The 26716-nt window shown below is 73.3% G+C and carries 28 protein-coding genes; 16 read left to right on the top strand and 12 right to left on the bottom strand.

Going from position 1 to position 26716, the window contains the following annotated elements; all coding sequences use genetic code 11:
• Positions 1-12 precede the first annotated feature (12 nt).
• On the bottom strand, positions 13-621 hold the full coding sequence (locus Mco01_RS20820) for a cupin domain-containing protein (protein ID WP_204058574.1): 609 nt from the start codon (positions 619-621) through the stop codon (positions 13-15).
• Positions 622-833: 212 nt separating this feature from the next.
• Between Mco01_RS20820 and Mco01_RS20815 the strand changes: the two genes are divergently transcribed.
• Entirely contained in the window at positions 834-2666 is a 1833-nt protein-coding gene (locus Mco01_RS20815; protein WP_204058573.1) for a cellulose binding domain-containing protein, read from the top strand.
• Between the two features lie 99 nt (positions 2667-2765).
• Here Mco01_RS20815 and Mco01_RS20810 read toward each other — a convergent pair whose 3' ends face one another.
• Positions 2766-3143: an STAS domain-containing protein gene (locus Mco01_RS20810; protein ID WP_204058572.1), complete on the bottom strand. Its 378-nt coding sequence runs from the start codon at positions 3141-3143 to the stop codon at positions 2766-2768.
• 234 nt (positions 3144-3377) lie between these two features.
• Here Mco01_RS20810 and Mco01_RS20805 point away from each other — a divergent pair, with 234 nt between their 5' ends.
• Positions 3378-3713 carry a hypothetical protein gene (locus tag Mco01_RS20805; RefSeq protein WP_204058571.1) on the top strand — a complete coding sequence of 112 codons (336 nt, stop codon included), beginning with the start codon at positions 3378-3380 and terminating at the stop codon, positions 3711-3713.
• 65 nt (positions 3714-3778) lie between these two features.
• Here Mco01_RS20805 and Mco01_RS20800 read toward each other — a convergent pair whose 3' ends face one another.
• Positions 3779-4813, bottom strand: coding sequence for a GlxA family transcriptional regulator (locus Mco01_RS20800; RefSeq protein ID WP_239103774.1), 1035 nt, complete (start codon positions 4811-4813; stop codon positions 3779-3781).
• A gap of 143 nt (positions 4814-4956) precedes the next feature.
• Between Mco01_RS20800 and Mco01_RS20795 the strand changes: the two genes are divergently transcribed.
• Both Mco01_RS20795 and Mco01_RS20790 read left to right on the top strand, forming a co-directional pair.
• The gene (locus tag Mco01_RS20795; protein WP_204058569.1) at positions 4957-5595 is read left to right on the top strand and encodes an HD domain-containing protein; all 639 of its coding nucleotides are present in this window, start codon (positions 4957-4959) and stop codon (positions 5593-5595) included.
• A gap of 169 nt (positions 5596-5764) precedes the next feature.
• The gene (locus Mco01_RS20790; RefSeq protein ID WP_204058568.1) at positions 5765-6784 is read left to right on the top strand and encodes a L,D-transpeptidase; all 1020 of its coding nucleotides are present in this window, start codon (positions 5765-5767) and stop codon (positions 6782-6784) included.
• An 80-nt stretch (positions 6785-6864) separates the two neighbouring features.
• Here Mco01_RS20790 and Mco01_RS20785 read toward each other — a convergent pair whose 3' ends face one another.
• Together Mco01_RS20785 and Mco01_RS20780 are read right to left on the bottom strand one after the other, a co-directional pair.
• Positions 6865-7884, bottom strand: a complete 1020-nt coding sequence (locus Mco01_RS20785; RefSeq protein ID WP_204058567.1) for an alcohol dehydrogenase catalytic domain-containing protein — start codon at positions 7882-7884, stop codon at positions 6865-6867.
• A 212-nt stretch (positions 7885-8096) separates the two neighbouring features.
• A complete protein-coding gene (locus Mco01_RS20780) occupies positions 8097-9326 on the bottom strand; it encodes a PAS domain-containing sensor histidine kinase (protein WP_204058566.1) in 1230 nt (409 codons plus the stop codon).
• Positions 9327-9481: 155 nt separating this feature from the next.
• On the opposite strand from Mco01_RS20780, the gene Mco01_RS20775 reads away from it, so the two are divergent.
• The 4 genes from Mco01_RS20775 (at position 9482) to Mco01_RS20760 (ending at position 12017) form a co-directional block, all read left to right on the top strand.
• A complete protein-coding gene (locus tag Mco01_RS20775; protein WP_204058565.1) occupies positions 9482-10351 on the top strand; it encodes a helix-turn-helix transcriptional regulator in 870 nt (289 codons plus the stop codon).
• A 21-nt stretch (positions 10352-10372) separates the two neighbouring features.
• Complete coding sequence (locus Mco01_RS20770; RefSeq protein WP_204058564.1) at positions 10373-10843, top strand: DnaJ family domain-containing protein; 471 nt, start codon at positions 10373-10375, stop codon at positions 10841-10843.
• Between the two features lie 198 nt (positions 10844-11041).
• Positions 11042-11872, top strand: coding sequence for a helix-turn-helix domain-containing protein (locus Mco01_RS20765; RefSeq protein ID WP_239103773.1), 831 nt, complete (start codon positions 11042-11044; stop codon positions 11870-11872).
• On the top strand, positions 11859-12017 hold the full coding sequence (locus Mco01_RS20760; protein ID WP_204058563.1) for a hypothetical protein: 159 nt from the start codon (positions 11859-11861) through the stop codon (positions 12015-12017). The genes Mco01_RS20765 and Mco01_RS20760 overlap by 14 nt, the downstream gene beginning before the upstream one ends.
• A gap of 5 nt (positions 12018-12022) precedes the next feature.
• On the opposite strand, the gene Mco01_RS20755 is transcribed toward Mco01_RS20760, so the two are convergent.
• Both Mco01_RS20755 and Mco01_RS20750 read right to left on the bottom strand, forming a co-directional pair.
• Positions 12023-13054, bottom strand: a complete 1032-nt coding sequence (locus Mco01_RS20755; protein WP_204058562.1) for a zinc-binding dehydrogenase — start codon at positions 13052-13054, stop codon at positions 12023-12025.
• Positions 13055-13220: 166 nt separating this feature from the next.
• Positions 13221-13715, bottom strand: coding sequence for a hypothetical protein (locus Mco01_RS20750; RefSeq protein WP_204058561.1), 495 nt, complete (start codon positions 13713-13715; stop codon positions 13221-13223).
• Positions 13716-13989: 274 nt separating this feature from the next.
• Here Mco01_RS20750 and Mco01_RS20745 point away from each other — a divergent pair, with 274 nt between their 5' ends.
• Complete coding sequence (locus tag Mco01_RS20745) at positions 13990-17148, top strand: AfsR/SARP family transcriptional regulator (protein ID WP_204058560.1); 3159 nt, start codon at positions 13990-13992, stop codon at positions 17146-17148.
• Between the two features lie 9 nt (positions 17149-17157).
• Here the strand turns inward: Mco01_RS20745 and Mco01_RS20740 are convergent, their stop codons facing one another.
• Positions 17158-17604: a S26 family signal peptidase gene (locus Mco01_RS20740; RefSeq protein WP_204058559.1), complete on the bottom strand. Its 447-nt coding sequence runs from the start codon at positions 17602-17604 to the stop codon at positions 17158-17160.
• A gap of 162 nt (positions 17605-17766) precedes the next feature.
• On the opposite strand from Mco01_RS20740, the gene Mco01_RS20735 reads away from it, so the two are divergent.
• From Mco01_RS20735 to Mco01_RS20720, 4 genes are read left to right on the top strand one after another with little or no spacing between them, the layout of a single operon-like run.
• Entirely contained in the window at positions 17767-17976 is a 210-nt protein-coding gene (locus Mco01_RS20735) for a hypothetical protein (protein ID WP_036325072.1), read from the top strand.
• A 27-nt stretch (positions 17977-18003) separates the two neighbouring features.
• Positions 18004-18519, top strand: a complete 516-nt coding sequence (locus tag Mco01_RS20730; protein ID WP_204058558.1) for a MauE/DoxX family redox-associated membrane protein — start codon at positions 18004-18006, stop codon at positions 18517-18519.
• A 23-nt stretch (positions 18520-18542) separates the two neighbouring features.
• Complete coding sequence (locus Mco01_RS20725) at positions 18543-19100, top strand: peroxiredoxin family protein (RefSeq protein WP_204058557.1); 558 nt, start codon at positions 18543-18545, stop codon at positions 19098-19100.
• Positions 19097-20905 carry an ABC transporter ATP-binding protein gene (locus Mco01_RS20720; RefSeq protein ID WP_239103772.1) on the top strand — a complete coding sequence of 603 codons (1809 nt, stop codon included), beginning with the start codon at positions 19097-19099 and terminating at the stop codon, positions 20903-20905. The genes Mco01_RS20725 and Mco01_RS20720 overlap by 4 nt, the downstream gene beginning before the upstream one ends.
• Before the next feature lie 21 nt (positions 20906-20926).
• On the opposite strand, the gene Mco01_RS20715 is transcribed toward Mco01_RS20720, so the two are convergent.
• Genes Mco01_RS20715 through Mco01_RS20705 form a run of 3 tightly spaced genes read right to left on the bottom strand, consistent with a single transcriptional unit; the run spans position 20927 to position 22714 of the window.
• Entirely contained in the window at positions 20927-21508 is a 582-nt protein-coding gene (locus Mco01_RS20715) for a GNAT family N-acetyltransferase (RefSeq protein WP_204058556.1), read from the bottom strand.
• A 37-nt stretch (positions 21509-21545) separates the two neighbouring features.
• Positions 21546-21944 carry a VOC family protein gene (locus tag Mco01_RS20710; protein WP_204058555.1) on the bottom strand — a complete coding sequence of 133 codons (399 nt, stop codon included), beginning with the start codon at positions 21942-21944 and terminating at the stop codon, positions 21546-21548.
• Positions 21941-22714: an arsenate reductase/protein-tyrosine-phosphatase family protein gene (locus tag Mco01_RS20705; protein WP_204058554.1), complete on the bottom strand. Its 774-nt coding sequence runs from the start codon at positions 22712-22714 to the stop codon at positions 21941-21943. The genes Mco01_RS20710 and Mco01_RS20705 overlap by 4 nt, the downstream gene beginning before the upstream one ends.
• Positions 22715-22769: 55 nt before the next feature.
• Between Mco01_RS20705 and Mco01_RS20700 the strand changes: the two genes are divergently transcribed.
• The gene (locus tag Mco01_RS20700; protein WP_204058553.1) at positions 22770-24089 is read left to right on the top strand and encodes an APC family permease; all 1320 of its coding nucleotides are present in this window, start codon (positions 22770-22772) and stop codon (positions 24087-24089) included.
• Between the two features lie 18 nt (positions 24090-24107).
• Here Mco01_RS20700 and Mco01_RS20695 read toward each other — a convergent pair whose 3' ends face one another.
• The gene (locus tag Mco01_RS20695) at positions 24108-24695 is read right to left on the bottom strand and encodes a TetR/AcrR family transcriptional regulator (RefSeq protein ID WP_204058552.1); all 588 of its coding nucleotides are present in this window, start codon (positions 24693-24695) and stop codon (positions 24108-24110) included.
• Between the two features lie 154 nt (positions 24696-24849).
• On the opposite strand from Mco01_RS20695, the gene Mco01_RS20690 reads away from it, so the two are divergent.
• Both Mco01_RS20690 and Mco01_RS20685 read left to right on the top strand, forming a co-directional pair.
• Complete coding sequence (locus Mco01_RS20690; protein WP_204058551.1) at positions 24850-25614, top strand: SDR family NAD(P)-dependent oxidoreductase; 765 nt, start codon at positions 24850-24852, stop codon at positions 25612-25614.
• 16 nt (positions 25615-25630) lie between these two features.
• A complete protein-coding gene (locus Mco01_RS20685; RefSeq protein WP_204058550.1) occupies positions 25631-26611 on the top strand; it encodes an aldo/keto reductase in 981 nt (326 codons plus the stop codon).
• Positions 26612-26716 lie beyond the last annotated feature (105 nt).

Below are 26716 nucleotides of genomic sequence, written 5' to 3'. Positions count from 1 at the left end.
ACGCCGGATGGGTCAGAGGGCGGTGAAGTCGGCGAAGTCGAACCCCGGGGAGACCACGCAGCTCACCAGGACGCCCTCGGCCCCGGCCGGCCGGGCCGCCTGCCACGTGCTCGCGGGCACCAGCGCCTGCGGCACCTGGCCGTCCTCGACATCGGGGCCGAGCGTGATCACGGTCTCCGCGCCGGGACGCCCGCCCGCGCCGCCCAGCACCAGGGCCAGCGGGCCGCCCCGGTGCCAGAACCACACCTCGTCCGACCGCACGGAGTGCCAGACGGACTCCTCGCCGGGCTGGAGCAGGAAGTAGATGCCGGTCGCGGTGCTGCGGCGGCCGCCGTAGCCGGGGGGCTCGACGCCTGCCGCCGTCCGCCACGTCTCGCGGTACCACCCGCCCTCGGGGTGGGGGAGCAGGCCGAGGGCCTCGGCGACCGGCGGGCGCTCCTGGACGGCGACGAACGCGCCGGTCACGTCGCGCCGCAGGAAGCGCACCCGTCCGTCGTCGTCGACCGCGACCACCGGCTCGGGGCCGGTGAAGGACGCGGCCGCGACGCGCAGCGCCTCGGCGTCGTCGGCGGCCGGGACCGAGGGCCCGCCGGGAAGACCGGCCAGCGTCATCACGCGCATGGCGCCGATCCTACGGCCCCTCCGCACGACGGCCGCGATGCGCTCGCCCACGGTGAAAGTTGCATCGTCCGTCAAAAATACGAGCAGGTCGCAGCGTTGATAGCGCTCGCATCGTTGACCCTTTCGAGCCGCCGAGGCAAGGATCCCCGTGTTCGCGCCCACCACGGCGCCGTGCGGGCGGACCCGCACGCGAACGTCCCCGAGGAGTCCTCATGCACGGCTTGCTCCACCCCCGACGGCGTGCCGGCGTGGCCCTGATCGCGGCGGCGGCACTCGCCGCCGCCTCCGCGGCGCTCGGCGCGCCGCCCGCGTCCGCGGCGACCACCGCGACCGTCACCGTCGACGCCGCGGCGAGCCGCGGCACGATCCCCGCCGCCGGGCACGGCGTCAACGCCGCCGTCTACGACGGGAACATGAACAGTTCGGCCGTCTCCGGGCTGCTCAAGGACGCCGGGGTCACGGCGGTCCGCTACCCCGGCGGTTCGTACGGCGACATCTACCACTGGAAGACGAACACGGCCGACGGCGGCTACGTCGCGCCCGGCACCGACTTCGACACGTACATGGGCACGGTCCGCGCGATCGGCGCGCAGCCGGTGATCATCGCGAACTACGGGAGCGGCACCCCGCAGGAGGCGGCCGACTGGGTGCGGTACGCGAACGTCACCAAGGGGTACGGCGCGAAGCTCTGGGAGATCGGCAACGAGGTCTACGGCAACGGCCACTACGGCTCCGGCTGGGAGAACGACACCCACTCCGACAAGAGCCCCCGGGCGTACGCCACCAACGTGCTGCAGTACATCTCGGCGATGAAGGCCGTGGACCCCTCCATCAAGGTCGGCGTGGTTCTCACCACGCCCGGAGGATGGCCGGACGGCGTCGTGGGCTCCGGCGACGGCGCCGACTGGAACCACACCGTGATGTCGATCGTGCAGGACAAGGCCGACTTCGTGATCGTCCACTGGTACCCGGGGGCGTCCTCGGCCGCCGACAGCCTGACCAAGGCCGCCCAGATCCCGTCGATGGTGAGCACGCTCCGGTCGCTCATCGGCCAGTACGCGGGGAGCAGGGCACCGGGCATCGGCATCGCGGTGACCGAGATGAATCCGGGCTACCAGCTCACCAGCGCGACCGCGGCCCTGTTCGCCGCCGACACCCGGTTCGCCTGGTACGAGAACGGCGCGTTCAACCTCGACTGGTGGAACACGCACAACGGCACGAGCCAGTCACCCGGCACCAACGACGACGGCACGGCCGACTATCACGACGAGGGCGTCCTGTCGTCGGGAAGCTCGGGCGAGCCGGCCCTGAACACGCCGTTCCCGCCCTACTACGGACTGGCGATGGCCGGGAGGGCCGGGTCGCCGGGGGACGCCATCGTGCAGGCCACGTCGTCCAACCCGCTGCTCGCGGCGCACGCGGTGAAGACCTCCGGCGGGGTCAACGTGCTCCTGGTCAACAAGGACCCGTCCAACTCCACGACCGTCGCGTTGTCGTACTCCGGGTTCTCCCCGGGGGGCGGCACCGTTCTGCAGTGGAAGAAGGGCGCCACCTCGATCTCGACGACCACCGGCTCCTCGGCGACCTCGATCACGCTCCCGCCGTACTCGATCACCGTGCTGAAGGCCTCGGGCGGCGGCACGCCCTCGCCGTCCCCCAGCCCCACCCGGTCGCCGAGCCCCTCGCCGAGCCCGTCGCCGAGCCGGACGCCCACACCCACCCCCACGCCCACCTCCGGGCAGGGATGCACGGCGACGTACACGATCACGAACTCGTGGCCCGGCGGCTTCCAGGGTGAGGTGTCCGTCACGAACACCCGGACCACCGCCGTCTCCGGCTGGACGGTCGGCTGGACGTTCGCGAACGGCCAGACCGTCGGCCAGCTGTGGAACGGAACGGTGTCCCAGTCGGGCGCCTCGGTGACCGTGAAGAACGTGAGCTACAACGGCTCGCTCGCGCCCGGCGCCTCCACGACGTTCGGCTTCACCGGCACCGCCCCCGGCGCGAACGCCGTCCCCTCGCCGATCGCCTGCACCGCGAGCTGATCGAGCGATCGAGCCGGCCGCGGCGCCGAGGCCTTCGTCTCGGCGCCGCGGTCAGCCGTGCGCGCGGCCGGATCCGCGGGTCGCGGGTTCACGCGCGGGTCAGACGGGCGGCGACCGGTGGGCCCGTACGGCCGACACGGCGTCGTCGACCGTGGGCTCCACCCGGAAGGCGGGCCGCAGGCCGGTCAGCGTGAGCACCCGTTCGAGGTGGGCGGGCAGGGCGCTGAGGACGAGGAAGACGCCGTGCTCGCGGCTCTGGTTGAGCAGGACGGCGAGCGCGCCCACCCCCATCGAGTCGCAGAACGTCACCGCGCTCAGGTCGAGGACCAGCGCGAGCGGCGTGAGCGTGTCCCTGGCCTCGGTGAGGCGTTCCCGGAACTGCGCGGCGTGGTTGTAGTCGAGATCTCCGGACGCGCTCGCGACCATCACGTCCTCCTGCACGCGGACGGACATCGCGAAGCGCTGTGTCGGATCCATCTGATCGGGCATCGTCGTGTCTCCGCCCAGCGGGGTCAGGGCGAGCATGTTGTCGTATGTCTACCAGCCCACAGGGTGATCACACGTCGGAAGGGGCATCGGACGGGAGCTTTTTCGTGATCCCTTGGGATGAGGTCACGTTTCCGCTGTCTGATCACGGATACGAAGCGGTACGCAGTCGTTACGTTTAGTAATCAAGCTGGAGTATCGCCAATGCGTTTCACCGCTCGTACCATGTCCGTTGCCCTGCTGACCTCGGCCGGGCTGCTCGCCACGAGCCCGGCCCACGCCAACCCGACCCCGGCGCCCACGGTGACGGCGTCGCACACGGCCACGCACACTGCCACGCCGAGCCCGACGCCGAGCCCGACGCCGACCGTCACACGGCGGCCGGGCATCGTCATCGGGCTGACCATCCTGCTGCCCATCCGGCTGAACGTGGGCCTCGACCTCGGCATCGGCGCCCGCGTCGGCGGCGCGGGAACCGGCACCGGCGGCACCGGTACGGGCACGGGGACCGGCACCGGGACCCTGACCGCCTCCGCCGCGGCGGCCGCCTCGGTCCACTAGAAGCCGGTCGCGCCGGAACCTTCGCCGCCCGTCCCGCCGTCCGCGGGGCGGGCGGCGTCCGCGTCTCAGTCTGCGAAGCCCCGAGGGGCGACGTCCCCCGCACCCCGGCGCGCCTCGCCGGCGGCGCCGCGGTAGGCCGAGCGGAACCGCTGCTGGTAGGCCCGTGGCGGGATGCCGACGTGCTGGACGAAGGCACGCCGCAGGGACTCCGAGCTGCCGAACCCGGCCCGTTCGGCCGCCGCCGTGACCGAGTGCCCGGCGTCGAGCATCGCCTTCGCGGCGTCGAAGCGGATGAGCTCGACGTACTTGGCGGGCGACATGCCGACCTCGCTCTGGAACAGCCGGGACAGGTGGCGCGGGCTCATCCCGGCCCGAGCGGCCAGCCGCGGCACGGCGTGGTCGCCCGCGGGATCGGCCGCCACGGCGTCGAAGACCGCCCGCAGCGCCGGTGTCTGGGGGCGCGGCCCGCGCAGCGACGGCGAGAACTGCGACTGGCCGCCCGGACGTTGCAGGAACACCACGAGAGACTGGGCGACCCGCCGGGCCAGCTCGTCGCCGTGGTCGTCCTCCAGCAGGGCGAGGGCCAGGTCGATGCCCGCGGTGACCCCGGCCGAGGTGTAGAACCGGCCGTCGCGCACGAAGATCGCGTCGGGCTCGACCGAGACGCGGGGGAACGACCTGGCCAGCGTGCCGGTATGCCTCCAGTGGGTGGTGGCCCTGCGGCCGTCCAGCAGGCCGGCGGCGGCGAGGATGAAGGCGCCCGTGCAGATGGACGACATGCGGTCGGCGTGCTGCGCGAGGTCCCGCACGGCCGCCAGGAGCTCCGGGCCCACCGGCCGCCCGGGGAAGATGTCACCCCCCATGACCAGGACCGTGTCGAACCGGGCGGTCCGGTCCGCGGCCGCGTCTACGGGGATGCGCATGCCCGTCGAGGTGACGACCCCCTCGCCGCCCGGCGAGCACAGCACGAGCCGGTAGTCGGCCCCCATCCGGTTGGCCTCGCTGAAGACCTCGCTCGGGCCGGCCACGTCCAGCAGCTTCACCCCGTCGTACACGAGGATGCCGACGCGGTGCGCGCCTCCCCGCCGTGCCGTCGCCACCGTCCCCCACCTCTGGCATGACATGTCCGTTTCTGTGGAGAATACGTCCCTTCGGACGGGGCGCTCATCGGGCCCCGGTTGCGAGGGTGGTGCTGACCAGGAAAGTCCCCGTCGCGGGGACGCCAGGGAAGGAGACCACCCTCATGTCCGAGACCGTCGCCGGCGTCGCCATCCCGGACTCGAAGCTCGCCGCGGAGGCGACCGAGCTGGTGCGGGAGGCGGCGCGACCGCTGCTGTACCACCACTCCCGCCGGGTCTACCTCTTCGGCTCGCTGCAGGGCCGCAGGCTCGGCCTGGACGCCGACCCCGAACTGCTCTACGTCGGGGCGATGTTCCACGACCTCGGGCTCACCGAGCGGTACCGGCGCACCGACCAGCGGTTCGAGATCGACGGCGCCGACGAGGCCCGGCGCTTCCTCGCCTCCCATGGGGTGCCCGAGGCCGAGGTCCGGACGGTGTGGGAGGCGATCGCCCTCCACACCACCCCGGAGATCCCGTACCGGCTGGAGCCGGAGATCGCGCTCGTGACGGCCGGCGTGGAGACCGACGTGCTCGGGATCGGCTACGGCGACCTCGATCCGCAGGATGTGGCCGCGGTCACGGCCGCCCATCCCCGGCCGGACTTCAAGCGCCAGATCCTGGCGGCGTTCACCGAGGGGTTCCAGGACCGCCCGGACACGACGTTCGGCACGGTGAACGCCGACGTGCTGGAGCATTTCGTGCCCGGTTTCCGGCACATCGACTTCGTCGAGGTGATCCAGAACTCCGACTGGCCGGAGTGACGCCGGCCGGGCGGTGGAGGCGCGCGGGCCGGGGCCGCACCTACCGGGGTTCCGTTATGTGATCGTTGCCATGGTCTGCGCACATATCAGGGCATTCGGTCGTCCTACGTGTGGAGGAATGCCAGGCGAGTGCCTGGAGTGAACCACGCACGTTTATGAGGAGAAGACCGTGAACACCCTGAAGCGGGCGGCCGGCGCGTCGTTCGCCGCCGTCGCCCTCGCCGCGGCGACGGCCTGCTCGACAGGAGCCGCGGCCCCCGCCCCCGCCCAGGTCGCCGCGTCCGCGAAGAGCACGGCCTCGCCGGCGCCCCCGGCGCGGCTCAGGGTGGCCGCCGCCTCGACGACGCAGCGGAAGACGCCGCTCGGCATCGCCGACATCACGCCCATGGGCGAGAACGTGGAGAAGGTCGGCGTCGGCTTCCCGATCATCGTCACGTTCGATCGGAAGGTGACCGACCGCGCGGCGGCCGAGGCCGCCCTGCAGGTCCAGGCGGACAAGCCCGTCGAGGGCGCGTGGCGGTGGGTCTCCGACCGCAAGGCCGTCTACCGCACCCGCACGTACTGGCACCCGCACCAGAAGGTGACCTTCACGGCCCATCTGAGCCAGATCCCGGGCAACGAGAGCGCGAAGGACGTCACCCGGCGCTTCGCCGTCGGCGCCGCCAACATCTCGGTCGTCGACACCAAGAAGCACGTGATGAAGGTCCGCAGGGACGGCAAGCTGGTCAAGAGCATCCCGATCAGCGCGGGCCGCGGCGGCCTGATCAGGAACGGCGTGGACGTCTACCTGACGACCAGTGGCGTCCACCTGACCATGGGCAAGAAGCGGGTGGAGACCATGACCTCCGCCTGGATGGGCGTGACCGACCCGAAGAACCCGCTCTACTACAAGCTCCAGATCCCGTGGGCCGTGCGGATCTCCGACAGCGGCGAGTACGTGCACCAGAGCGCCGGCGACTACCAGTTCCTCGGCAAGTCCAACCAGAGCCACGGGTGCGTCCGCGCGACGCCGGCCGGGGCCAGGTGGTTCTACGGCATCGCCCAGCGCGGCGACGTCGTGAAGATCACCGGCACCAAGCGCAAGCTCGACTGGCGCAACGGCTGGAGCTACTGGCAGCTCACCTGGACGCAGTGGAAGAAGGGCAGCGCACTGCCCGCCGGCGGCGCGGCCGCCGCACAGCAGGGCTGAGCACCCGTTCTCCCGAGGCCCGCGCCCCCTGAGGCCGCGGGCCTCTCCGCGTTCCGCTCGCCGGACCGCCCGCCCGGGTCTCAGGCCGCGGGGTCGAGCACGATACGGAAGCGGGCCCGGCCCGCCCTCAGCCGCTCGTACGCCTTCGGCGCCTCGGAGAGGGGGAGCACCTCGGTGATCGGCCGGATCCCCTGGCTCAGCGTGAACGCGAGGTTGTCCTCGCCCTCGACGGTCCGGCCGGTGATCGTGCCGCTGATCGTGCGCTCGCCGAAGATCAGGTCGCCGGGCGTCACCGTGATCGGGTCGAGCCCCGCGCCCACGACGATCAGCCGGCCGCGCGGCGCCAGCCCCGGGATCAGCGGCGACATGGACGCGCCGCTGGCCGCGGTGGCGATGATCCCGGCCGCCCCGCCGAGCCTGCGCAGCGCCTCGCCCGGCTCCTCGGCGTCGCCGTCGATGTAGTGCCGGGCCCCCAGCGACGCGGCCAGGTCGGCCTTGTCGCCGCCACGGCTGATCGCGACGACCTCGTACCCGAGTTTGCTCGCGTACTGCAGGCCGAGGTGCCCGAGTCCGCCGATGCCCTGGACGGCCACCAGAGCCCCGGGACGCGCGCCGAGGTCGCGCAGCGCGCTGTAGACGGTCAGGCCGGCGCACAGCAGCGGCGCCGCCTCCACCGAGTCGAACGCCTCGGGGATCCCGACGAGCGCGTTCGCCTTCGCGTACGCCACCTCGGCGTAGCCGCCGTCCACCGTGGTGCCGGTCAACGGCTGGGCGGTGCAGTTCACGAAGTCGCCGCGGCGGCACTGCTCGCAGACGCCGCAGTGGCCGCCCAGGAAGCCGACGCCGACGCGCTCGCCCACGTGCCGGCCGGTCACGCCCTCGCCGATGGCGTCGATGCGGCCGACGATCTCGTGGCCGGGCACGATCGGCGCCGACGGGTCGGGACGGAACAGGCCGTTCACCGCGAGGGCGTCGGTGGCGCAGACGCCGCACGCCTCCACCCGCAGCCGCACCTGGCCGGGGCCCGGCTGGGCCGCCTCCCGCTCGGCGAGGGCCCAGTGGCCCGCCCCCGACACCGTGAATGCTCGATAGCCGGACATGCTCCGGTCCTCCTTTTCAAAATGACCGGTCGTCTTGGAATGGAACGACCGTAGCAGCGGCCCGGCGACGATGCAAAGCTCGTTCTGAGACGGACCCCTACGTGGTGGCGCACGCTCAGGGCGAGAGCACTTGTACGAGGTCTGCGGCGACCGGGCCCACGAGTCCCGCTCCTGAGGGGGAACCGTGGGACGGCGGGTCAGGCCGATCTCGCCTACGCCGCCGCGAGAGGCAGGCGGAGCACCAGGCGTGCGCCGCGAGGGCTGTCGGCCGCGTAGAGCCGGCCGCCGTACGTCTGGGCGATCTCCCGTGCGATCGGCAGCCCGAGGCCGGAGCCGCCGGGGTCCCGGAGACGGGCCTCCTCCAGCCGGCACAGCCGCTCGAAGACCCGCTCCCGGTCGGCCGGCGGGATGCCGGGACCGTCGTCGATGACCTCAAGGACCGCCTCGGGCGGCTCGACGGACACCACGATCTCGATCGTCGACCGGGTGTGCCGCTCGGCGTTGGCCACCAGGTTGTCCAGCAGCCGGGCCAGCTTGATGCGCGAGGCGCGCACCATCACGTGCTGCTGGAGCCGGGTGCGGAGGGCGGCGGCCGCCGGGGAGTGGCGTTCCAGCTCCTCCGCCACCAGGTAGCCGAGGTCCAGCACTTCGGCGCCGCCGGGCGTGCCGGCGTCGAGGCGGGCGACCTCCAGCAGGTCGGCGACGATCTCGTTCAGCCGCTCGGCGTCACGCAGGAGCTTGCGCAGGATGCCCTGCAGATCGATGTCGGGCTGCGCGAGCGCCACCTCGAGCTCGGTCAGCAGGCCGGTGATCGGGTTCCGCAAGTCGTGGGAGGCGTCGAAGACGAGCCGGCGCTGCTGTTCGATGGCCTCGCGCAGCGCCGAGGTGGTCTCGCGCTGCCGGTTGTGGGTCCGGATGAGCTGCTCGTTGAGCATCTGCAGCTCCCCGGCCCGGGCGTAGACGTCGACGTCGACCTGCTCCAGCCGGGTCCGCGCGCCCCGGACGCCCTCCCTCGACCGGCGGAGCGCCGACACGAACTCGGTGACCTCCTCGGTCGTGTGGATGATCAGCTCGATGTCGCCGCCGGGGCCGAGGACGGGCGTGTTGACCGTGCTCCAGTAGCGCTCCTCGAACATCCCCGGGCTGCCGGGCGTCTCCACGTCGTACCGCTGCACCGGCATGAAGTCCCGCCGGCCGGTGGTCAGGACCCGCGCGAACGAGGCGCCGAGGGTGTCCGCCCCCTGCGTGTCGCACTCCTCGATCATCGCCGGATTGGGCGGGAAGACCGCGAACAGGTGGCGGCCGAGCAGCTCCCCGGCCGTCCTGTCGATCGCCTCGAGGTAGGCGGCGTTGGCCGCCACCATGACGAGGTCCGGCGTGAGTATGAGCGAGGGGGTCGGACTGACCGCGAATACCGCCTCGTAGTCGACCATCGTGTCCATCTCACCGGCGCCTCTCTTCGGACACCTGTATCTCCAGGTTAGGCGGCCTGTCCGGCCGTGAGCGCGGGGCCCGCCCTCTTTACGGGTGTCCACGTCCAATAGGACATACCAGGACGACCTACCTTTTTTTGTAATACAGCCCGTAACGTGTCGATATGGTGACTGGGAGCCCACTGGGGGACTTTCTCCGCGCTCGCCGGCAGGTCACGACCGCGGACCAAGTGGGCCTGAAGGTCGGCCGGCGGCGGACTCCCGGGCTGCGTCGCGAGGAAGTGGCCATGATGGCGGGCGTCAGCGCCGAGTACTACACCCGGCTGGAGCAGGGGCGGGAACGCCGGCCGTCCGAGCAGGTCATCGAGTCGCTGGCCCGGGCCCTGCAGCTCGACGCCGAGGCCACCGAGCGCCTCTACGAGCTGGCCCGCCCGCGGTCGTCTCGGCACAGGCCCGCCGACACCGCCGGCCAGCTCACTCCCACGATCCTGCGGCTGATCGAGAAGTGGGACCACGCGCCCGCGTTCGTGGTGAACCGGCGGCTGGACATCCTCGCGAAGAATCCGCTGGCCAGGGCCATCTTCGGCGACATGGAGCACAACGACAATCTGATCCGGCTGACGTTTCTGAATCCGCGGGCCCGCGAGTTCTACCGGAAATGGGAGCAGGAGGCCCAGGCCGACGTGGCCCATCTCCGTGCTGAGGGCGGGGCGGCCGACGACCCCTTCCTGCTCGAACTCGTGGAGGAGCTGTCGGACGGCAGCGAGGAGTTCCGCCGGCTGTGGGCCCGGTACGACGTCAGGGGCAGGAACCAGGAGTTCGTCCACCTGCGTCACCCCGACGTCGGGGACATGACCCTGCGGCACCAGACGGTGCGCATCGACAGCGCCCCCGACCTGTGCGTCTTCCTCGGAGAGGCCGAGCCGGGCAGCCCGTCCGAGGACGCCCTCAGGAGGCTGCGGAACTCGCCCGCAGCGAGCCCGCCCGCCGAGGAGCCGGGACGGCGTTACGTATCCTCGGAGGGGCAGGGCTGATCGTGGGCCGAGGGGTGGGTCGTGACGAACCGCAAGCCGCCGGGTGTCAGCTTCGAGACATGGATCGACCGGCAGATCCGCGAGGCCGCCGAGCGCGGGGAGTTCGACGACCTCCCGGGCGCCGGCAAGCCCCTCCCCGGTGAGGGCAAGCCGTACGACGAGATGTGGTGGATCAAGCAGAAGCTGGAGTCCGAGGACCTCTCGTTCCCCCTCCCGGGGACGCTCGCCCTGCGCAAGGACGCCGAGGACTCCCGGGCCGCGGCGCTCGACGCCCGGACCGAGGCGGAGTGCCGGCGGATCGTCGAGGCCGTGAACGACCGCATCCGGGAGAGCCGGACCAGGCCGCTGTCCGGCCCGCCCGTCTTCCAGGGGCTCCTCGACGTGGAGGAGATCGCCGCCGAGTGGCGGGCCCGTCACCCCGTCGAGGACCCGCCGGCCCCCGCGCCGCCGCGCCGCGGGCGTTCGCTGTTCCGGAGGCGCGGACGCGCCTGACGGCGTCGCAAGGCACGTGTACGGCCGTCATCCGGGCTCGGCGAAACCCGAGACGAAGACGGCCACGTCACGGCGGCGGGAGTCGGCCGGCCAGACCAGCCAGGTCCGCCGGACCACGGGGTGCCCGGCACCTGCGGGTTCGCCCTCGATTCCCGGGAGGAATCGCCGAATGTCGTAGGCGGCCGTTAGAAAGGGCGGGTGACCAGCACGCGGAACGGAGTGGGATCGGAGCTGGCCCGCTGGCGCCGGTCCCGCCGAATCAGCCAGCTCGAGCTCGCCTCGCTGGCCGGCACCACCCAGCGCCATCTGAGCTTCATCGAGAGCGGCCGCTCGCAGCCGGGGCGGGCGATCGTGATCCGGCTGGCCGAGTCCCTCGGCCTTTCCCTGCGGGAACGCAACGACCTGCTCGCCACGGCCGGGTTCGCGCCGGTGTTCACCGAATCCGGCCTGGACGAGGCGGCGCTGCGTCCCGTCCGCACTGCTCTGGAGCAGATCCTGCACGGCCACCTGCCGTACCCCGCGCTCGTCATCGCGCCGTACGGACGACTGGTGGCCGTCAACGACGCGGTCGAGGTGTTCACCGAAGGCGCGTCCCCGGAGCTGCTCGCTCCCCCGGTCAACCTGCTGCGGCTCATACTGCATCCGGACGGCATGGCGCCGAGGGTGCGGAACCTGGGCGAGTGGGGCCGTCACATCATCGAGAACCTCCGGGCCAGGGCGCGGCGCAGCCCCGACCCGCGCCTCGACGCGCTGGTCGACGAGCTCGCCAGGTACGTCCCGCAGGTCCCGGTCGGCCCCGACCACCTCGGCTTCGCGGTTCCCCTGCGCCTGGCCTCGGCGGACGGCGAGCTGCGCCTCATCACCACGCTCACCTCGTTCGCCACCGCCACGGACGTCACGCTCGCCGAGCTCCACCTGGAGGCCTTCCTCCCCGCCGACCAGCCCACCGCCGAGCTCCTCCGCACCCGCGCCGAACGCCGTGCGTCGAGCTCCCTCACCCGGCACCATGATCCGGATGCGAGACGTTGACGCGCTGCTCGACGCAGAGGACCCCGCCTGGCCGTGGATCCTTCAGGAGGTGTCGCGAAGCGGGGTGCCCGTCGAGCTGGGCCTTCCCGATCCCGGCCTGGGAGGCTTCCGGAACGCCCTGCTCAGCGGTCGGCGCGTCCGGTGAACGGCTCAGGGGCGGATGAGGACCTTGAGCGCCTCGCGGTCGGCCATCGCGCGGTAGCCGTCCGGCACGCCGTCCAGGCCGATCGTGCGGTCGAACAGCCGGCCCGGGTCGATCCTGCCCTCGAGGACGTCCGGCAGCAGTTCCTCGATGTACGCCCGAGCGGGCGCCACGCCGCCGGTCAGCGTGATGTTGCGCATGAACGCGTCCGCGCCCATGGGCACGTCTCCGTACTGGGGGAGGCCGACCCGGCTGATAACGCCGCCGTCGCGCACCACGCCGAGCGCCGTCTCGATCGCCGGCCTCGTGCCGACGCACTCCAGGACGCTGTGGGCGCCGTCGCCGCCGGTGAGCTCCCGTACGCGTTCGACGGCCTCCTCGCCGCGCTCGCCCACCACGTCGGTGGCGCCGAAGTCGCGGCCGAGGTCGGTGCGGTCCTTGTGGCGTCCCATGAGGATGATCCGCTCGGCGCCGAGCCGCCGGGCGGCCAGCACCGCCGACAGTCCCACCGCTCCGTCGCCGATCACGGTGACCGTCGTACGCGGGCCGGCCCCGGCCTTCACCGCGCAGTGGTGGCCGGTGCAGAAGACGTCCGAGAGGGTGAGCAGCGACGACAGGAGCGGGTCGTCCTCCCCTACCGGCAGCTGCACCAGCGTCCCCTGGGCCAGCGGCACCCGTACGGCCTCGCCCTGACCGCCGTCGAGGTCGTGCCCCCACTGGCCGCCGTTCCGGCAGGAGGTCTGCAGCCCCTCGGCGCAGAAATCGCACGTGTTGTCCGACCAGACGAACGGCGCGACCACGACGTCGCCCGCCTTCAGCCCGGACACCTCCGAGCCGACGTCCTCCACGACCCCGAGGAACTCGTGGCCCATCCGCTCCCCGTGCTCCGAGGGCGGCAGGGAGCCGTACGGCCACAGGTCGCTGCCGCAGATGCACGAGCGCAGCACGCGCACCACGGCGTCGGTCGGTTCCCGCAGCTCCGGGTCCGGAACGTCCTCCACCCGCACGTCCCCGGCGCCGTACATCACAGTCGCTCGCATGGCGAGACCCCTTCCTGGTGCTCATCTCCGTCGCCTCGCCGATCAGGCCGGTGTCGAGCCGGCCTGCCACGGCCACGGAAATGCCCGATGGGCACCGTCCTGGTGTTGCCTCTCCGTACGCCGGTAAACGCCACCGGCGGCATGCGCGGCAACAGAAAATGCCAGGTCAGCGCGGTCCGCCGTAGAGGGACACGCGCTCGTCCTTCTCGTGGCCGACGTCCTCGCCCAGGAACACGTCGCGCCGCCACGGCTCGTGGGCGATGTTGACGATCCAGTGCTCGTAGTACCAATCCGTGCCGTACCCGCTGAAGCGGAAGTTGGCCTGGTAACGCGCACGCTCTCCCGGCCGCAGCACGAACACCTGGCCCGGGAAACGATCCCGCGGGTACGCGGCCGGGACCGGCGTCCGCGTCACGTGGAGCGCCGCCTCCGACACCGTGAACCGCAACCCGTCGAGCCTGACCGGGAGGGTGTGGTCGCTGACGACGGCGGCCGGGGCGTACCCGGCCCGTTCCTCGGCGAGCAGGTCGTGGCGCACGAGCGGCGCGTCCGGCATCGGCGGCAGCGCGAACGCCGCGGGGACCTCGCGCCGGCGTGCGGCCTCCGCCGCACCGCGCCCCTGCTTCGTCCACCGGATCACGATCCGCTGCACGATCACCACGAGTCCCCCTGGGATCTCCCCCGCGGCCCGTCCTGCCGCGGAGACAGGTACTGAGATCGAAGCGTACCGATGTCGAAAAGGGGGTGCCATCTGGGCCTATACCTCGTCTATACCGGCGTCTTCGATGCTCGGTCCAGGCCCGCGATGTCCTTCGGCGAGAAGGCGAACGTCCAGGCACGACTGAAGTGGGAGCGCTCCCACGCTCCACGATCGCGGGGCCTCGGCTGATGGATGGGGGCCGCCGCAGGCGGCCGGGTTCTCTCGGGGGTGAGGGGTGTTCCAGTTCGACGTTCTCGGGCCGCTGCGGGTGAGCCGTGACGGGGTGCCCGTCCCACTAGGCGCGGCGATGCTGCGGCGCCTGCTGGCGACGCTGCTCTGCGCGGCGGGCAGACCGGTGGCGGTGCCGGCGCTGATCGAGTCGCTGTGGGGCGACGATCCGCCGCCCAGCGCGCACAAGACCCTCCAGGTGTACGTCCTGCGGCTCAGGCGGGCGATGGGCGAGCGTGATCGCATCGTTCACGGCGCCGGCGGCTACGCCGTCACCGTACGGCCGTCGGAGCTGGACGCGCTGCGCTTCCGCGACCTCGCGGCGGCCGGGCGGGCGGCGAGGAGAGACGCGGACCCGGCGACGGCAGCTGCGCTGTTCCGGCGCGCGCTCGACCTGTGGCGGGGTCCCGCGTACGCCGGCGTCGAGGACGTCGCGCTCGTCGCGGACGAGGCCCGGCGGCTGGAGGAGGAGCGGCTGCTCGCCCATGAGGAGCTGGCGATCGTCGATCTGGCCCGCGGCCGCGACGCCGAACTGGTCACGGACCTGACGGAGATGGCCGGCCTGCATCCGTACCGGGAACGGCTGCACGCCTGCCTGATGCTGGCGCTGTGCCGCGCCGGGCGTCAGGTCGAGGCGCTGGAGGTGTACCGGCGGGCCCGGACCGTGCTCGGCGAGGAACTCGGCGTGGAGCCGGGCCGGATGCTGCGGCGGGTGCACGAGGCGGTCCTGCGGGGCGACGCGCCCGGCTCGGTCGTCGACGAGCTCCTCGGGCCGGAGACGGACGACGGGGACGGGCACGGCGCGCACCTCGACACCGGGAACGGCGACGCCGAGGAGCGGACGAGCGAGGGACGGACTGGGCCGGCGGCGGTCGCGCCCTGCCACCTGCCCCCGGACGTCGCCGACTTCACCGGCCGCACCGAGACGGCGGAGTCGCTGCGACGGTGGCTCGCCGACGCGGGGCCCTCCCCGACCGTGACGGTCGCGGCCCTGTACGGCGGGGCGGGCGCCGGCAAGACCGCGCTCGCGCTCCACGTCGCCCACCGCCTGCGGGAGACGTTCCCGGACGGCCGCCTCTACCTCGACCTGCGGGGAACCCGGGAGCGGCCGGTCGACCCGGCCGAAGCGACGGCGCGCCTCCTGGTCGCCCTCGGGGTGGACGCGCGGGAGGTGCCGGACGGCGTCGAGGAGCGGGAGAGGCTGCTGCGTGCCGTCCTGGCCGACCGCCGTGTGCTGCTGGTGCTGGACGACGCCGCGGGCGAGGAGCAGGTGAGGCCGCTGCTGCCGGGCGGCGCGGGCTGCGCCGTGCTGATCACGGGCAGGCGCAGGCCCGCCGGGTTGAGCGCTCACTGCGTCCGCGTGGACGCCCTCGACCCGGCGTCGGCGACGGAGCTGCTCGGGCGGATCGCGGGACCGGAACGGGTGGCGGCCGGCCCGTCGGTCGCGGCCGAGATCGTCCGGCTCTGCGATCACCTGCCCCTGGCGGTGCGGATCGCCGGGGCCAAGCTGACACTGCGCGAGCACTGGCGGCTCGACGACCTGGCGGACCGCCTCCGGGACGAGCGGCGGCGCCTCGACGAGCTCGCCGCGGGCGACCTGTCGGTGCGGACCGGCCTCGCCGCCGACTACGACAGGCTCGACAGGGCCGCGCGGAGGGCGCTGCGGCTGCTCGGCCTGCTCGACGTCCCCACGTTCGCCGCCTGGACGCTCGCGGCGGCCCTCGACGTCACCGTGCGCGAGGCCGAGACGTACGCCGATCTGCTCGTCGACGCCCAGTTGCTGCGCTGCGAGGGCGGCGACGGGGGCGGCGGGTTCCGGTACCGCCTGCCCGGCCTCGTCCGGCTCTATGCCCGGGAACGCGCCGAGCTGGAGGAAGCCCCCGGCGAACGGGACAAGGCCGTCACCCGTGTCCTCGGCGGGCTGCTCGCGATGGCCGACGCGGCGGGCCGCGGTCTGCCGGAGCAGGTGGCCTCCGACATCCGTGGGACGGCCCCCCGCTGGTACGCCGATCCCGTCACCACGCGGAGGCTGGTGGGCGACCCGCTCGCCTGGTTCGACAGCGAGCGGGAGGCCCTGGCCGCCGGGGTGGCGCAGGCCTGCCGTCTCGGCCTGGACGAGCTGGCCTGGGAGCTGTCCGCGCGGGCGGCCGGCTACTACGCCGTCCGCGGCCACTACCGGGACTGGTCGGCCACCCACGAGGCGGCGCTGAAGGCATGCGCGGCGAGCGGCAACCAGTGGGGCGAGGCGGCGATGACGCGCGACCTCGGCTACCTGCGCATGGCCGGAGTGGAGCCTCGTCGGGACGTCGCGGCGGACAAGGCCGAGGAGGCCCTGACGGTGTTCCGGACGGCGGGGGAACGGCACGGCGAGGTCGACCTGCTGTGCCTGCGGGCCCTCGCGCTGTGTCGCGCGGGCGACCCCGAGCAGGCCCGCGCGGTGGCGGACGAGGCCATGGCCACCGCCGAGGAGATCGGCTACGACCTCGCCCAGGCTCGCCTCTGGTACGTCCAGGCCGTCACCTGGCGGGAGCAGGGCCGCCACGCGGACGCGGCCGCCTGCGCGGAGGGCGCGCTGCGCCTGGCGGTCCGCGGGGGCGGCGTCCTGACCCGGGCCCTCACCCTGTGGGAGCTGGCCACCGCCTGCCGGGACCACAGCGCGAGCAGGCGGGTCTCCCACCTGCTGTGGGAGGGCCTGCAGGTCTGCCGGCCGCGTGGGGAGCGGCTGGCCGAGGCGTATCTCCTGCTCGCCCTCGGCGATCTGCGGCTCCGCTTTGGGCGCCGGGACGCGGCGAGGCTGGTCGAGCCGGCGCTGGCCGTGTTCGGCGAGTTCAGGGTGCCGTCAGGGCAGGCCGCCGGGCTCCGGGTCCTGGGCGAGTCGCACCGCCTCGACGCCCGGCCGGAGCAGGCGGTGCGGACGCTCACCGACGCCGTCGGCGTGGCCCGCGAGCTGGGCGACCTCCACGAGCAGGCGCTCGCCCTCGGGGCACTCGGCCGCGCCCAGCGCGACCGCGGCGACCCGGTCGCGGCCGCGCGGTCGTGGACGGCCGCCCACGGGCTGTTCCAGCGGCTCGGCGACATCGGCGGAGCCGCCGAGATCGCCGCGTCGCTAGCGGAAGAGGCCTCCCGGACCGCCGGACTCTCCGGCTGGGGCGGAGTGCCCGGCTAGCGAAGGCCTTCAGGACAACCTGCGGACGACGACGCCCAGCACCTCGTTCACCGGCAGGTACCCCCAGTGCCGGGAGTCCCGGCTGATCGGGCCGTCGCCGAGGACCACCAACCGGCCGGCCGGGACCACGTCGTCCGGCCCCGCCTGCACGCGCGCCGCGACCTCGGCGGGCACCCCGTCGCCCGGCGTCGCGGCGATCCGCTTGATGAGCCACTCCGTCCCGCGCAGGTCCCGCCCCGAGGAGCGGGCGCCGTCCGGCTGGACGCGCCGGAAGACCACCACCTGGCCGCGCCGCAGGGCCACCCGCCCGCCGCGCCGCAACAGGACCCGGTCGCCCGGCTGGTACGTCGGCACCATGCTCGTCCCGGCCACCCGTACCACGACGAAGCGGCGCCGGGCCGCGACCAGCCCGGCGGCGACGGCGAGGAACAGCAGCAGCATCACGAAACGTCGCATCGGCACCCCTCCGGCCCGGTCAGCCCGATCGGGATTCTGACCTGCCCCGGTTGCGCCGCGGTAGCGCCATCCGGCGGCCGGCCGCAACCGCGGCGCAGGCGCCGTCGAGCATCCTCACTGGGCGGGCGGCCTACCACGCCCGCACCCCTGAAGGGAGAACGCATGATCCGGACGCTGAACCGCCTGGGAGACCGGCTGCTCGCACGGCTCCTCCCGGGCGCCGAAGCCCAGGCCGACAACTGTTTCACTTACTGGCCGTCGGGCGGTTGCGACCGCTACAAGGACTGCTACCCCAACCCGACCGGCTTCCTCTGCATCACGTACTGGCGGAGCAGCTGCAGCGGCGCCTGGCAGAACATCGGCTACTGCTGACGGGCTCCACGTCCCATGGTCTACGCCGTGCTGACCGTCCGGCTCGTGCTGACGGGGGTCTTCCTGATCTCCGTCCTCACGAAGCTGCGCACGCGGGAGGCGTTCGGCGAGTTCACCACGGCGGTACGGCGGCTCGGCGGCCTTCCCACGGGCCTCGGGACGCCGGCCGCCGTGGCGGTCGTCGCCGTCGAGGCCGGAACCGTCGTCATGCTGGCGGCGCCCGGGCTCGGCGGCGACGGCAGACCGGGCCTCCTGCTCGCCGGGGGCGTGCTCCTCGGGTTCGCCGTGGTCCTGGCCACAGCGTTGCGCCGGGGGACGACGGGGCCGTGCCGGTGCCTGGGCGGCTCGGACGAGCCGATCGGCCGCCGGCACGTGGCGCGCAACGTCGTCCTCGTCGCATGCGCGGTGGCCGGGGCCGCCGCGACGTCCGCCACGGGCGGGACGCCCGTGGCGGCGCCCGCCGCCGCGCTCTGCCTGCTGGGGGCCTCGGTCGCCGTGGGCGCCGTCGTCCTCCTCGACGACCTGCTCCACCTCCTCCGCTGACCCTCGAATCGAAGGGAACGCCCATGGCCGTCCTGGTCGCCGCCGTCATCCTGCTCGGCGGGCTCGTCCTGGTGAACCTGCTCCTGACCGGCGCGGTCATCAGGAAGCTCCGGACCCTCTCCAAGGAGTCCAGTGCCGGGAGGGTTCCCCGGAGTTTCGGACTCGCCGTGGGCGCCGAGGTCCCGGCCTTCTCCGCGGTCACGGTGACGGACACGAAGGTCACCGCGGACGACTTCGCGGGCGAGCGCACCTTCGTCGGGTTCTTCAGCACCGACTGCCCGCACTGCCTGCCGAAGGCGCCCGCCTTCGTCGCGACGGCCCGCGCCGCCGCATCCGACGGGATGCGGGTGCTGGCGGTGGTCGTGGAGGGCGAACAGGAGTCCGCCGGCCTGCTCGCCGCGCTGACGGACGAGGTGAGCGTCGTCTTGGAGAGCGAGGGCGGGGCGATGGCCGACGCGTTCGCGATCGCGGCCTTCCCGTCGTTCTTCCTGGTCGGCCCCGACGGAACCGTCGAAGCCAGCGGCCTGAAGCCGGAGCTGCCGGTGCCGCCGGCCGTGCCGGCCCCGGCCCGATCGGCGTGAGGTCGCGGCTCGAGCCGCTGCGGCTCACCCTGGCGCTCGTCTGGCGCGCCGGACCCGCACTCGCCCTGTCCCAGCTCGTCATGGCGGTCCTGGGCGGCGCCTCTCCCGTCGCGATCACCTGGCTCACCAAGGTCATGATCGATCGCCTGAGTGCCGGGACGGGCCCGTCGACGACCCCAGTGGCCGCCGCGATGGCGGCGCTCGGAGCCTTGACCGCGCTGCTGCCCCATCTGTCCGGGTACGTCCAGCGGGAACAGCAGCGCCGCATCATCTGGCACACCAGCGACGAGTTGTTCGCCGCGGTGTGCCGGATGCAGGGACTGACGAGGCTGGAGAACCCGGGGTTCCACGACCGGCTCCAGATGGCCCAGCAGTCCGCCCAGACCGCACCGCAGCTCGTCACCGAGTCGGCGCTCGGAGTGGTGCGCAGCGGGATGACCATCACCGGGCTCCTCGCCGCCCTCGCCACGCTGAGCCCGCCGCTGGCCGCCGTCGTGGCGGCGGCCTCCGCGCCCGAGCTGATCGTCCAGCTCCGGCTCGGCCGTCGTCGCGCGCGTCTCCGCTGGGAGATGGCCCCCGCGGAACGCCGCCGGATGTTCTACCAGACGCTGATGCTCGACCACCGGGCGGCCAAGGAGATCCGGCTGTTCGACATCGGCGGCTTCCTGCGCGGACGCATGCTGGACGGGCTCGCCGCCGAGCAGCGGGCGGACCGCCGGATGGACCTGACGGCCATCCGCTACAACGCGGTGCTGACCGCCCTCAGCACGGTCATCGCGGGCGGCGCGCTGATCGTGCTCGTCGCCCGGATATCGGCGGGCGAGGCCGGCATCGGCGACCTGGCCGTCCTCACGGCCGCCGTGGCGGGCACGCAGTCGTCCCTCTCCGGCGTGGTCATCCGGCTGGCCCACCTGAACGAGGCACTCGACCTGGTCGGCCACTACGCCCACGTCGTGACCGTCGGGCCCGACCTGCCGGAACCCGCCGCCGGCGGCGAGGTGGCGCCGCTGCGGCGCGGCATCGAACTGCGCGACGTGTGGTTCCGGTACGACGACGACCATCCGTACGTGCTCCGCGGCCTGAACCTGACCATCCCGCACGGGCGGAGCGTGGCCCTGGTCGGCCTGAACGGCGCCGGCAAGAGCACGGTCGTCAAGCTCCTGTGCCGGCTGTACGACCCGGAGCGCGGCAGCGTCCGCTGGGACGGGACCGACCTGCGCGACCTGCGCGTCACCGGGTTGCGCCGACGGATCGGAGCCGTGTTCCAGGATCACATGGCCTACGACCTCACCGCGGCGGAGAACATCGCCGTCGGCGACATCGACGCGCTCGACCGGCCGGAACGGATACACGAGGCGGCCAGGCGAGCGGACATCCACGACAAACTGGCCGGCCTGCCCCGCGGCTACGACACCATCCTGTCGCGGTTCTTCGCCTCCGACCCCGACGAGGACTCCGGGCAGGGCGTGCTCCTGTCCGGCGGGCAGTGGCAGCGGGTCGCCCTCGCCCGCGCCCTCCTCCGCGCGGACACCGCCGACCTGCTCATCCTCGACGAGCCCAGCTCGGGGCTCGACCCCGAGGCCGAGCACGCCGTCCACCAGCGGCTGCGCGACCAGCGCGCCGGCCGCACCTGCCTGCTCATCTCCCATCGCCTCAACACCGTGCGCGGCGCGGACCACATCGTCGTCCTCGACGACGGCCGGATCGCCGAGCAGGGCACCCACGACGAGCTGATGAGCCTCGGGGGCGCGTACGCCCGCCTGTTCACCCGCCAGGCGGCCGACTTCCAGCTCACCGCGCCCTGAGCCGGGGGTGCTCCCCCTGACTCAGTGCCCGGGCAGGGTGGGATGGGGTTCGACCGGCCCGATGTCGACCATGCCGGTGGTGATGGCCCACCGTTCGTGGTCGCGCCAGGCGCCGTCGATGAACAGGATCTCGGGCGAGAGCCCCTCGTGGCGGAAACCGGCCCGCCGGACCAGTCCGAGGGACGCGTGGTTGCCGGGCTGGATCTGGGCCTCGAGCCGGTGGAGCCGCAACCGCTGGAAGGCGTGGCGCACCACCAGGTCGAGGCCCTCGGTCAGGTAGCCCTGGCCGGCGCTGGGCGTGAAGGCCGCGTACGCGAGCGAGGCGGACTGGAACCGCCCGCGGATGATGCTGTTGATCGTCACGACGCCGGCGATCGCTCCCGTGCCGCGCACACAGACCAGCAACGCCTCCTCGTCGGGCTTCTCGTATCGCGCGAGGTACGCCTGGAACTGCTCGGGGGTCGCGGGGAGCGACATCCAGGGGTGGTGCAGGCCAGCGCTGGCTTTCACCAGGTCGAGGAACTCGTCCTGGTCGCCGCCGGTGAGGGGGCGCAGGACCACCCTGGAGTCCGGCCGGGCGGCCGGGATTTCATCGCCATGCATGGGCCGCACCGTATCGGCACTCGGGTACCGGTCGCGGTCAGGGTGTGGGGGCGCCGGGCCGGTGGGCGGGCTGGAACAGCTCGACCAGGTTGCCCGCGGGGTCGGCGAGCAGGATCTGACGCCCGCCGGGCCCCGCGACCACCTCGGTGCGGAACGACAGGCCGGCGGCGCGCAGCCGGGCGATCTCGGCGTCCAGGTCGTCGACGTTCAGGTGGATGCGGTTGCGGCCGGCGCCGCCGACGTCGGGAGGGGTGGCGCGGGCGCCGGAGCTGCCGGGTCCGGACAGCAGCAGCCGGAGCGGCCCGCGCACCACGTCGGCGAACGCCGGGGAGGAGCTGTTCACGGTGAAGCCGAGGTGGGTGGTGTAGAAGTCGACCCCTGCTCGGACGTCGTCGACGACGTAGCGGACGCCGGCGTGCTGGTCGGATGCGGTCATGGATGAGCCTCCGGTGTCTGGGCGAGGACGGGCAGGAGGTGGCGGACGCGGCCGTCGATGTCCGCGGCCGTGTCGGCGAACGCGGCCCGGCTCGTCCGCTCGGTGGGGTCGCCTGAGGCCGGGTCGGGGATGCTCCAGTGGACCCGCCGCGTGTGGTCGCCGAACTCGGGGCAGACTTCGCGGGCCCGGTCGCACAGGGTGATCACGTAGTCGAACCGGCGATCCCGCACCGTGTCCAGATGGCGGGGCCCCAGGCCGGCGATGTCGATGCCGTACCGCTCCCGCAGCACCCGTACGGCATCGGGATGCATCCGCTGCCTGGGCCGGCTGCCGGCGCTCGCCACGGTCACGCCGGCGGACGTGTGGTGGCGCAGCAGGGCTTCCGCGATCGGCGAACGGGCGCTGTTGCCCGTGCACACGAACAGCACCGCGAGACGCGGCCACTTGTACCCGCCCGCCGGTGGCGGGGCGACGTGGCCCAGCGCCGGATGCAGGGCGGCGCCGGCGCCGGCCACGGCCTGCGCGCACCGGTCCACGTCGAGCCGGTAGTAGCTGTCGCGACCGTCGTGGCTGCTGCGTGTGGCCGCCACCAGGCCGCCGTCGCGCAGCAGCCGCAGATGGTAGGAGACCAGGTTCTGCGGCGCGCCCACCAGCGTCGTCAGCTCGCGGACGCGCAGGTCGCCGGCGGCCAGCTCGGTCAGCAGCCGCCAGCGCAGCGGATGGGCGGCCAGGCGGACGAAGGCCGGGGCGACTTGACTCGACGACGCCATGCCCAGGACGATACATCAAACCAGTTTGATGGAACAGCTCCCCGGGAGGTGCGGGATGGCATCCCAGCCGGAGTCCGCCGGCGTACCGGGGGCGGACCGCGACGACCGCCTGGCACGCCGGCTGGGCACGGGGGACGCGGTGGTGATCGGGCTCGGGTCGATGATCGGGGCGGGCGTGTTCGCCGCGTTCGGCCCGGCCGCCCGCGCCGCCGGGACGGGCCTGCTGGCCGGGCTGGTGATCGCCGCCGTGATCGCGTACTGCAACGCGGTCGCCTCCGCGCAGCTCGCGGCGGCCTACCCCACCTCCGGCGGCACCTACATCTACGGCCGCGAACGCCTCGGCGACTGGTGGGGGTTCACGGCCGGCTGGGGCTTCGTGGTCGGCAAGACCGCCTCGTGTGCCGCCATGGCGCTCACCTTCGCCTCCTACGCGGTACCGGGCCCGTGGTGGGCGCAGCGCGCCGCCGCCGTCGCGGCCGTGTTCGGACTGACCGCGCTCAACTACCGCGGCGTGACCAGGACCGCCCTGCTCACCCGCGTGCTCGTCGCCACCAGCCTGACCGCCCTGGCCGTCCTGGTCGCCGGTATCGCGCTGGGCGGGCACGCCGGCACCGCGCGTCTGGGCGGTTGGGCCGCCCTGGGCACGGGCGGCGCCTACGGCGTCCTCCAGGCCGCGGGGCTGCTGTTCTTCGCCTTCGCCGGGTACGCCCGCATCGCCACCATGGGGGAGGAGGTCCGCGATCCGCGCCGCACCATTCCCCGGGCGATCCCGGCCGCCCTGTTCATCGCGGTGGCCGTCTACCTGGTGGTCGGGGTCGCGGCGCTGCTGGCCGCCGGGCCTGACCGGCTGGCCGCCTCGACCGCACCGCTGACGACCGCGGTCGAGGCGGCGGGCGCGGGCGTCCTGGCCCCGGTGGTACGGGTGGGCGCCGCGCTGGCGGCGCTGGGCGCGCTGCTCGCCCTGATCGCCGGCATCGGACGCACCACCCTGGCGATGGCCCGCCACCGCGACCTGCCCGGCCGGCTCGCGGCCGTCCATCCGCGGTACCGGGTGCCGCACCACGCCGAGATCGCCCTCGCGGTCGTCGTCGGCGTCCTGGTGGCCGTCGCCGACCTGCGCGGCGTGATCGGCTTCTCCTCGTTCGGCGTCCTCGTCTACTACGCCGTGGCCAACGCCTCCGCGTTCACCCAGCCCGCCGCCGACCGCCGCTGGCCACGCTGGCTCAACCTGCTCGGCGTCGCCGGTTGCCTGACCCTGGTCGTCACCCTGCCCTGGCCGTCCGTGGTCGCCGGCGCGGCCATGTTCGCCATCGGGCTCGCCGGCCGGTGGGTGATCCTGCGACGCCGGGCACCGGAGACCGCATCCGGCAGGTGAGCCTCGCGGGGTGGCCGATCAGCTCGTCAGGACGCCGTGCAGGAGGAGGTCGATGAGCTTCCCGGCGAGGCCGGGATCCTGCTCGGTGTCGGCCATGACGCTGATTCCGCCGAGCGCCATGAGGACGTCCTGTGCTCTCACCTCCGCCCGCGTGGCCCCCTCGTCCGCCCCGGCCGCGAGAAGGCAGCCCATCGCCTCGGCCAGGTCGGCGCGGGTCTGCAGCCGCTCGCCCTCGTCGGTCAGCACCACGCGGAGCGCCTCGGCCATGCCGTGCTTGGCGGCCATGAAGTCGATGAAGCGCGCCATCCAGGTCCGCAGCGCGTCCGCCGGGGGCAGCGCGGCCGCGAGCTCGGGCGCTGCCTCGCACAGGAGCCGCACTTCGTGCCGGTACATCGCCTCGATCAGCAGTTCCTTCGAGGGGAACCGGCGGTAGAGCGTGCCGACGCCGACGCCGGCCTCGCGGGCGATGTCCTTGACGGAGGCGCCGGCGCCGTCGCGGGCGAAGGCGGCCGCCGCGGCCTTGAGCAGCCGGTCCTCGTTGCGTTGCGCGTCGGCGCGCAGCGGCCGTGGCTGCCGCGCGGCGCCGCCGTTGCCGGTGCCGGTCACTCCCACCCCTTCCCGTCGGTTTTGCAAGCGGAACCGGTTCCGGTTATGGTTCGAAGCGGAACCGGTTCCGGATACGAGGTTACCGCGCCTCGGGCTCCGCGGCGAGCCGCGGTAGAGCCCCACCGCCCGGCACCCGACACACGGAGGAGACATCATGACCGCACGACTGCAGGACACGGTGGCGCTGGTGACCGGCGCCGGCAGCGGCATCGGCGAGGCGACCGCCCGTGCCCTCGCCGCGGAGGGCGCGGCCGTCGCCGTACTCGGACGGCGACGCGACAGGCTGGAGCAGGTCGCGGACACGGTACGGGCCGGCGGCGGGACCGCCCTCGTGGTGGAGGCCGACATCACCGACCGGCGGCAGGCCGCGACGGCCGTGGAGAGCGTGGTCGCCGGGCTCGGCCGCCTGGACACGCTCGTCAACAACGCCGGCTTCATGGGCGTCGGGCAGGCGGTGGACTCCCCGATCGAGGAGTGGGAGCACATGCTCGCGGTCAACGTCCAGGGACTCCTGTACGTCACCCACGCCGCCCTGCCGCACCTCCTCCGCGCGGCGGAGGACTCCCCGCGACGGGTGGCGGACCTCGTCAACATCAGCTCCACCGCGGGCCGGGTGGCGCGGCCCGGGACGGCCGTCTACAACCTCACCAAGTTCGGGGTGAACGGGTTCACCGAGGCCCTGCGGCAGGAGGCGGTGCCCAAGCGCGTCCGGGTGAGCGTGGTCGAGCCCGGCACCGTGGACACCGAGCTGAGCTCGCACATCCGCGACGGCGTGCGGCAGGCCATCGAGCGCCAGATCGAGGGCATGGAACTGCTGCGCCCCGAGGACGTCGCCGACGCCGTGTCGTACATCGTGACCCGGGACCGCAGGGTCGCCGTCAACGAGATCCTCGTGCGCGCCGCCGAGCAGACCTGGTGAAGGAAAGGGACCGAACATGGAATACGTGAAGCTGGGCACCACCGGCCTCGACATCTCCCCGATCTGCCTGGGCTGCATGACCTTCGGCGAACCCGAGCGCGGCTACCCCTCCTGGAGCATGCCCGAGGAGGAGGGACGGTCGATCCTCCGGCGGGCGATCGACGCGGGCGTCAACTTCTTCGACACCGCGAACGTCTACTCGGCCGGCTCCAGCGAGGAGATCCTCGGGCGCGCCGTCAAGGACTTCGCCCGCCGCGACGAGGTCGTCATCGCGACCAAGGTCCACGGCACCATGCGGCCCGGCCCGAACGGCGGCGGACTGTCCCGGAAGGCGATCCTCACCGAGGTCGACGCGAGCCTCACCCGCCTCGGCACCGATTACATCGACCTCTACCAGATCCACCGCCTGGACCCGAAGGTCCCCATGGAGGAGACCCTCGAGGCCCTGCACGACGTGGTGAAGTCCGGCAAGGTCCGCTACATCGGCGCCTCGTCCATGTACGCCTGGCAGTTCGCCAAGGCGCTGTACCTCCAGAAGATGAACGGGTGGGCGCGCTTCGTGTCCATGCAGGACCACTACAACCTGCTGAACCGCGAGGAGGAGCGCGAGATGCTGCCCCTGTGCGCCGACCAGGGGATCGGCGTCATCCCGTGGAGCCCGCTGGCCCGGGGACGACTCACCCGTGACTGGGGCACGGTGACCGGCCGCTCCTCGGCCGACGCCTTCGGCGACAGCTTGTACGGCGCCACCGAGGCCGCAGACAGGGCCGTGGTCGAGAAGGTCGCCTCGATCGCCGCCGCGCGGGGCATCCCCCGGGCGCAGGTCGCGCTCGCGTGGCTGCTGCGCAATCCGGTGGTCTCCGCCCCGATCGTGGGCGCCGCCGACCCCCGCCACCTCGACGACGCGGTGGCGGCCCTGGACGTCCACCTGACCGACGACGAGGTCGCCGAGCTCGAGGCCCCGTACGTCCCGCACCCGGTCGCCGGGTTCTCCTGACCGGACCGGTTCGCCGGGGCCAACCGCGGCATGACGTCGGGGCGGTGAGGCGCAGGCGACAGCGCGGCCACGGCCGCCCGGCCGGGTACGGCGAACCCGTCTCCC

It is taken from the genome of Microbispora corallina (assembly GCF_016863035.1).
GTDB lineage: Bacteria > Actinomycetota > Actinomycetes > Streptosporangiales > Streptosporangiaceae > Microbispora > Microbispora corallina.
The sequence above is the reverse complement of the archived record's forward strand: the minus strand, read 5'-3'. Positions and strand labels throughout refer to the sequence as shown.

What these genes read in the sequence shown, in the direction of transcription:
- Mco01_RS20820 (WP_204058574.1), bottom strand. Translation starts at nt 621, where the DNA reads ATGCGCGTGATGACGCTGGCCGGTCTTCCCGGCGGGCCCTCGGTCCCG.
- Mco01_RS20815 (WP_204058573.1), top strand. Translation starts at nt 834, where the DNA reads ATGCACGGCTTGCTCCACCCCCGACGGCGTGCCGGCGTGGCCCTGATC.
- Mco01_RS20810 (WP_204058572.1), bottom strand. Translation starts at nt 3,143, where the DNA reads ATGGATCCGACACAGCGCTTCGCGATGTCCGTCCGCGTGCAGGAGGAC.
- Mco01_RS20805 (WP_204058571.1), top strand. Translation starts at nt 3,378, where the DNA reads ATGTCCGTTGCCCTGCTGACCTCGGCCGGGCTGCTCGCCACGAGCCCG.
- Mco01_RS20795 (WP_204058569.1), top strand. Translation starts at nt 4,957, where the DNA reads ATGTCCGAGACCGTCGCCGGCGTCGCCATCCCGGACTCGAAGCTCGCC.
- Mco01_RS20785 (WP_204058567.1), bottom strand. Translation starts at nt 7,884, where the DNA reads ATGTCCGGCTATCGAGCATTCACGGTGTCGGGGGCGGGCCACTGGGCC.
- Mco01_RS20780 (WP_204058566.1), bottom strand. Translation starts at nt 9,326, where the DNA reads ATGGACACGATGGTCGACTACGAGGCGGTATTCGCGGTCAGTCCGACC.
- Mco01_RS20775 (WP_204058565.1), top strand. Translation starts at nt 9,482, where the DNA reads ATGGTGACTGGGAGCCCACTGGGGGACTTTCTCCGCGCTCGCCGGCAG.
- Mco01_RS20760 (WP_204058563.1), top strand. Translation starts at nt 11,859, where the DNA reads ATGCGAGACGTTGACGCGCTGCTCGACGCAGAGGACCCCGCCTGGCCG.
- Mco01_RS20755 (WP_204058562.1), bottom strand. Translation starts at nt 13,054, where the DNA reads ATGCGAGCGACTGTGATGTACGGCGCCGGGGACGTGCGGGTGGAGGAC.
- Mco01_RS20740 (WP_204058559.1), bottom strand. Translation starts at nt 17,604, where the DNA reads ATGCGACGTTTCGTGATGCTGCTGCTGTTCCTCGCCGTCGCCGCCGGG.
- Mco01_RS20735 (WP_036325072.1), top strand. Translation starts at nt 17,767, where the DNA reads ATGATCCGGACGCTGAACCGCCTGGGAGACCGGCTGCTCGCACGGCTC.
- Mco01_RS20725 (WP_204058557.1), top strand. Translation starts at nt 18,543, where the DNA reads ATGGCCGTCCTGGTCGCCGCCGTCATCCTGCTCGGCGGGCTCGTCCTG.
- Mco01_RS20715 (WP_204058556.1), bottom strand. Translation starts at nt 21,508, where the DNA reads ATGCATGGCGATGAAATCCCGGCCGCCCGGCCGGACTCCAGGGTGGTC.
- Mco01_RS20710 (WP_204058555.1), bottom strand. Translation starts at nt 21,944, where the DNA reads ATGACCGCATCCGACCAGCACGCCGGCGTCCGCTACGTCGTCGACGAC.
- Mco01_RS20705 (WP_204058554.1), bottom strand. Translation starts at nt 22,714, where the DNA reads ATGGCGTCGTCGAGTCAAGTCGCCCCGGCCTTCGTCCGCCTGGCCGCC.
- Mco01_RS20700 (WP_204058553.1), top strand. Translation starts at nt 22,770, where the DNA reads ATGGCATCCCAGCCGGAGTCCGCCGGCGTACCGGGGGCGGACCGCGAC.
- Mco01_RS20690 (WP_204058551.1), top strand. Translation starts at nt 24,850, where the DNA reads ATGACCGCACGACTGCAGGACACGGTGGCGCTGGTGACCGGCGCCGGC.
- Mco01_RS20685 (WP_204058550.1), top strand. Translation starts at nt 25,631, where the DNA reads ATGGAATACGTGAAGCTGGGCACCACCGGCCTCGACATCTCCCCGATC.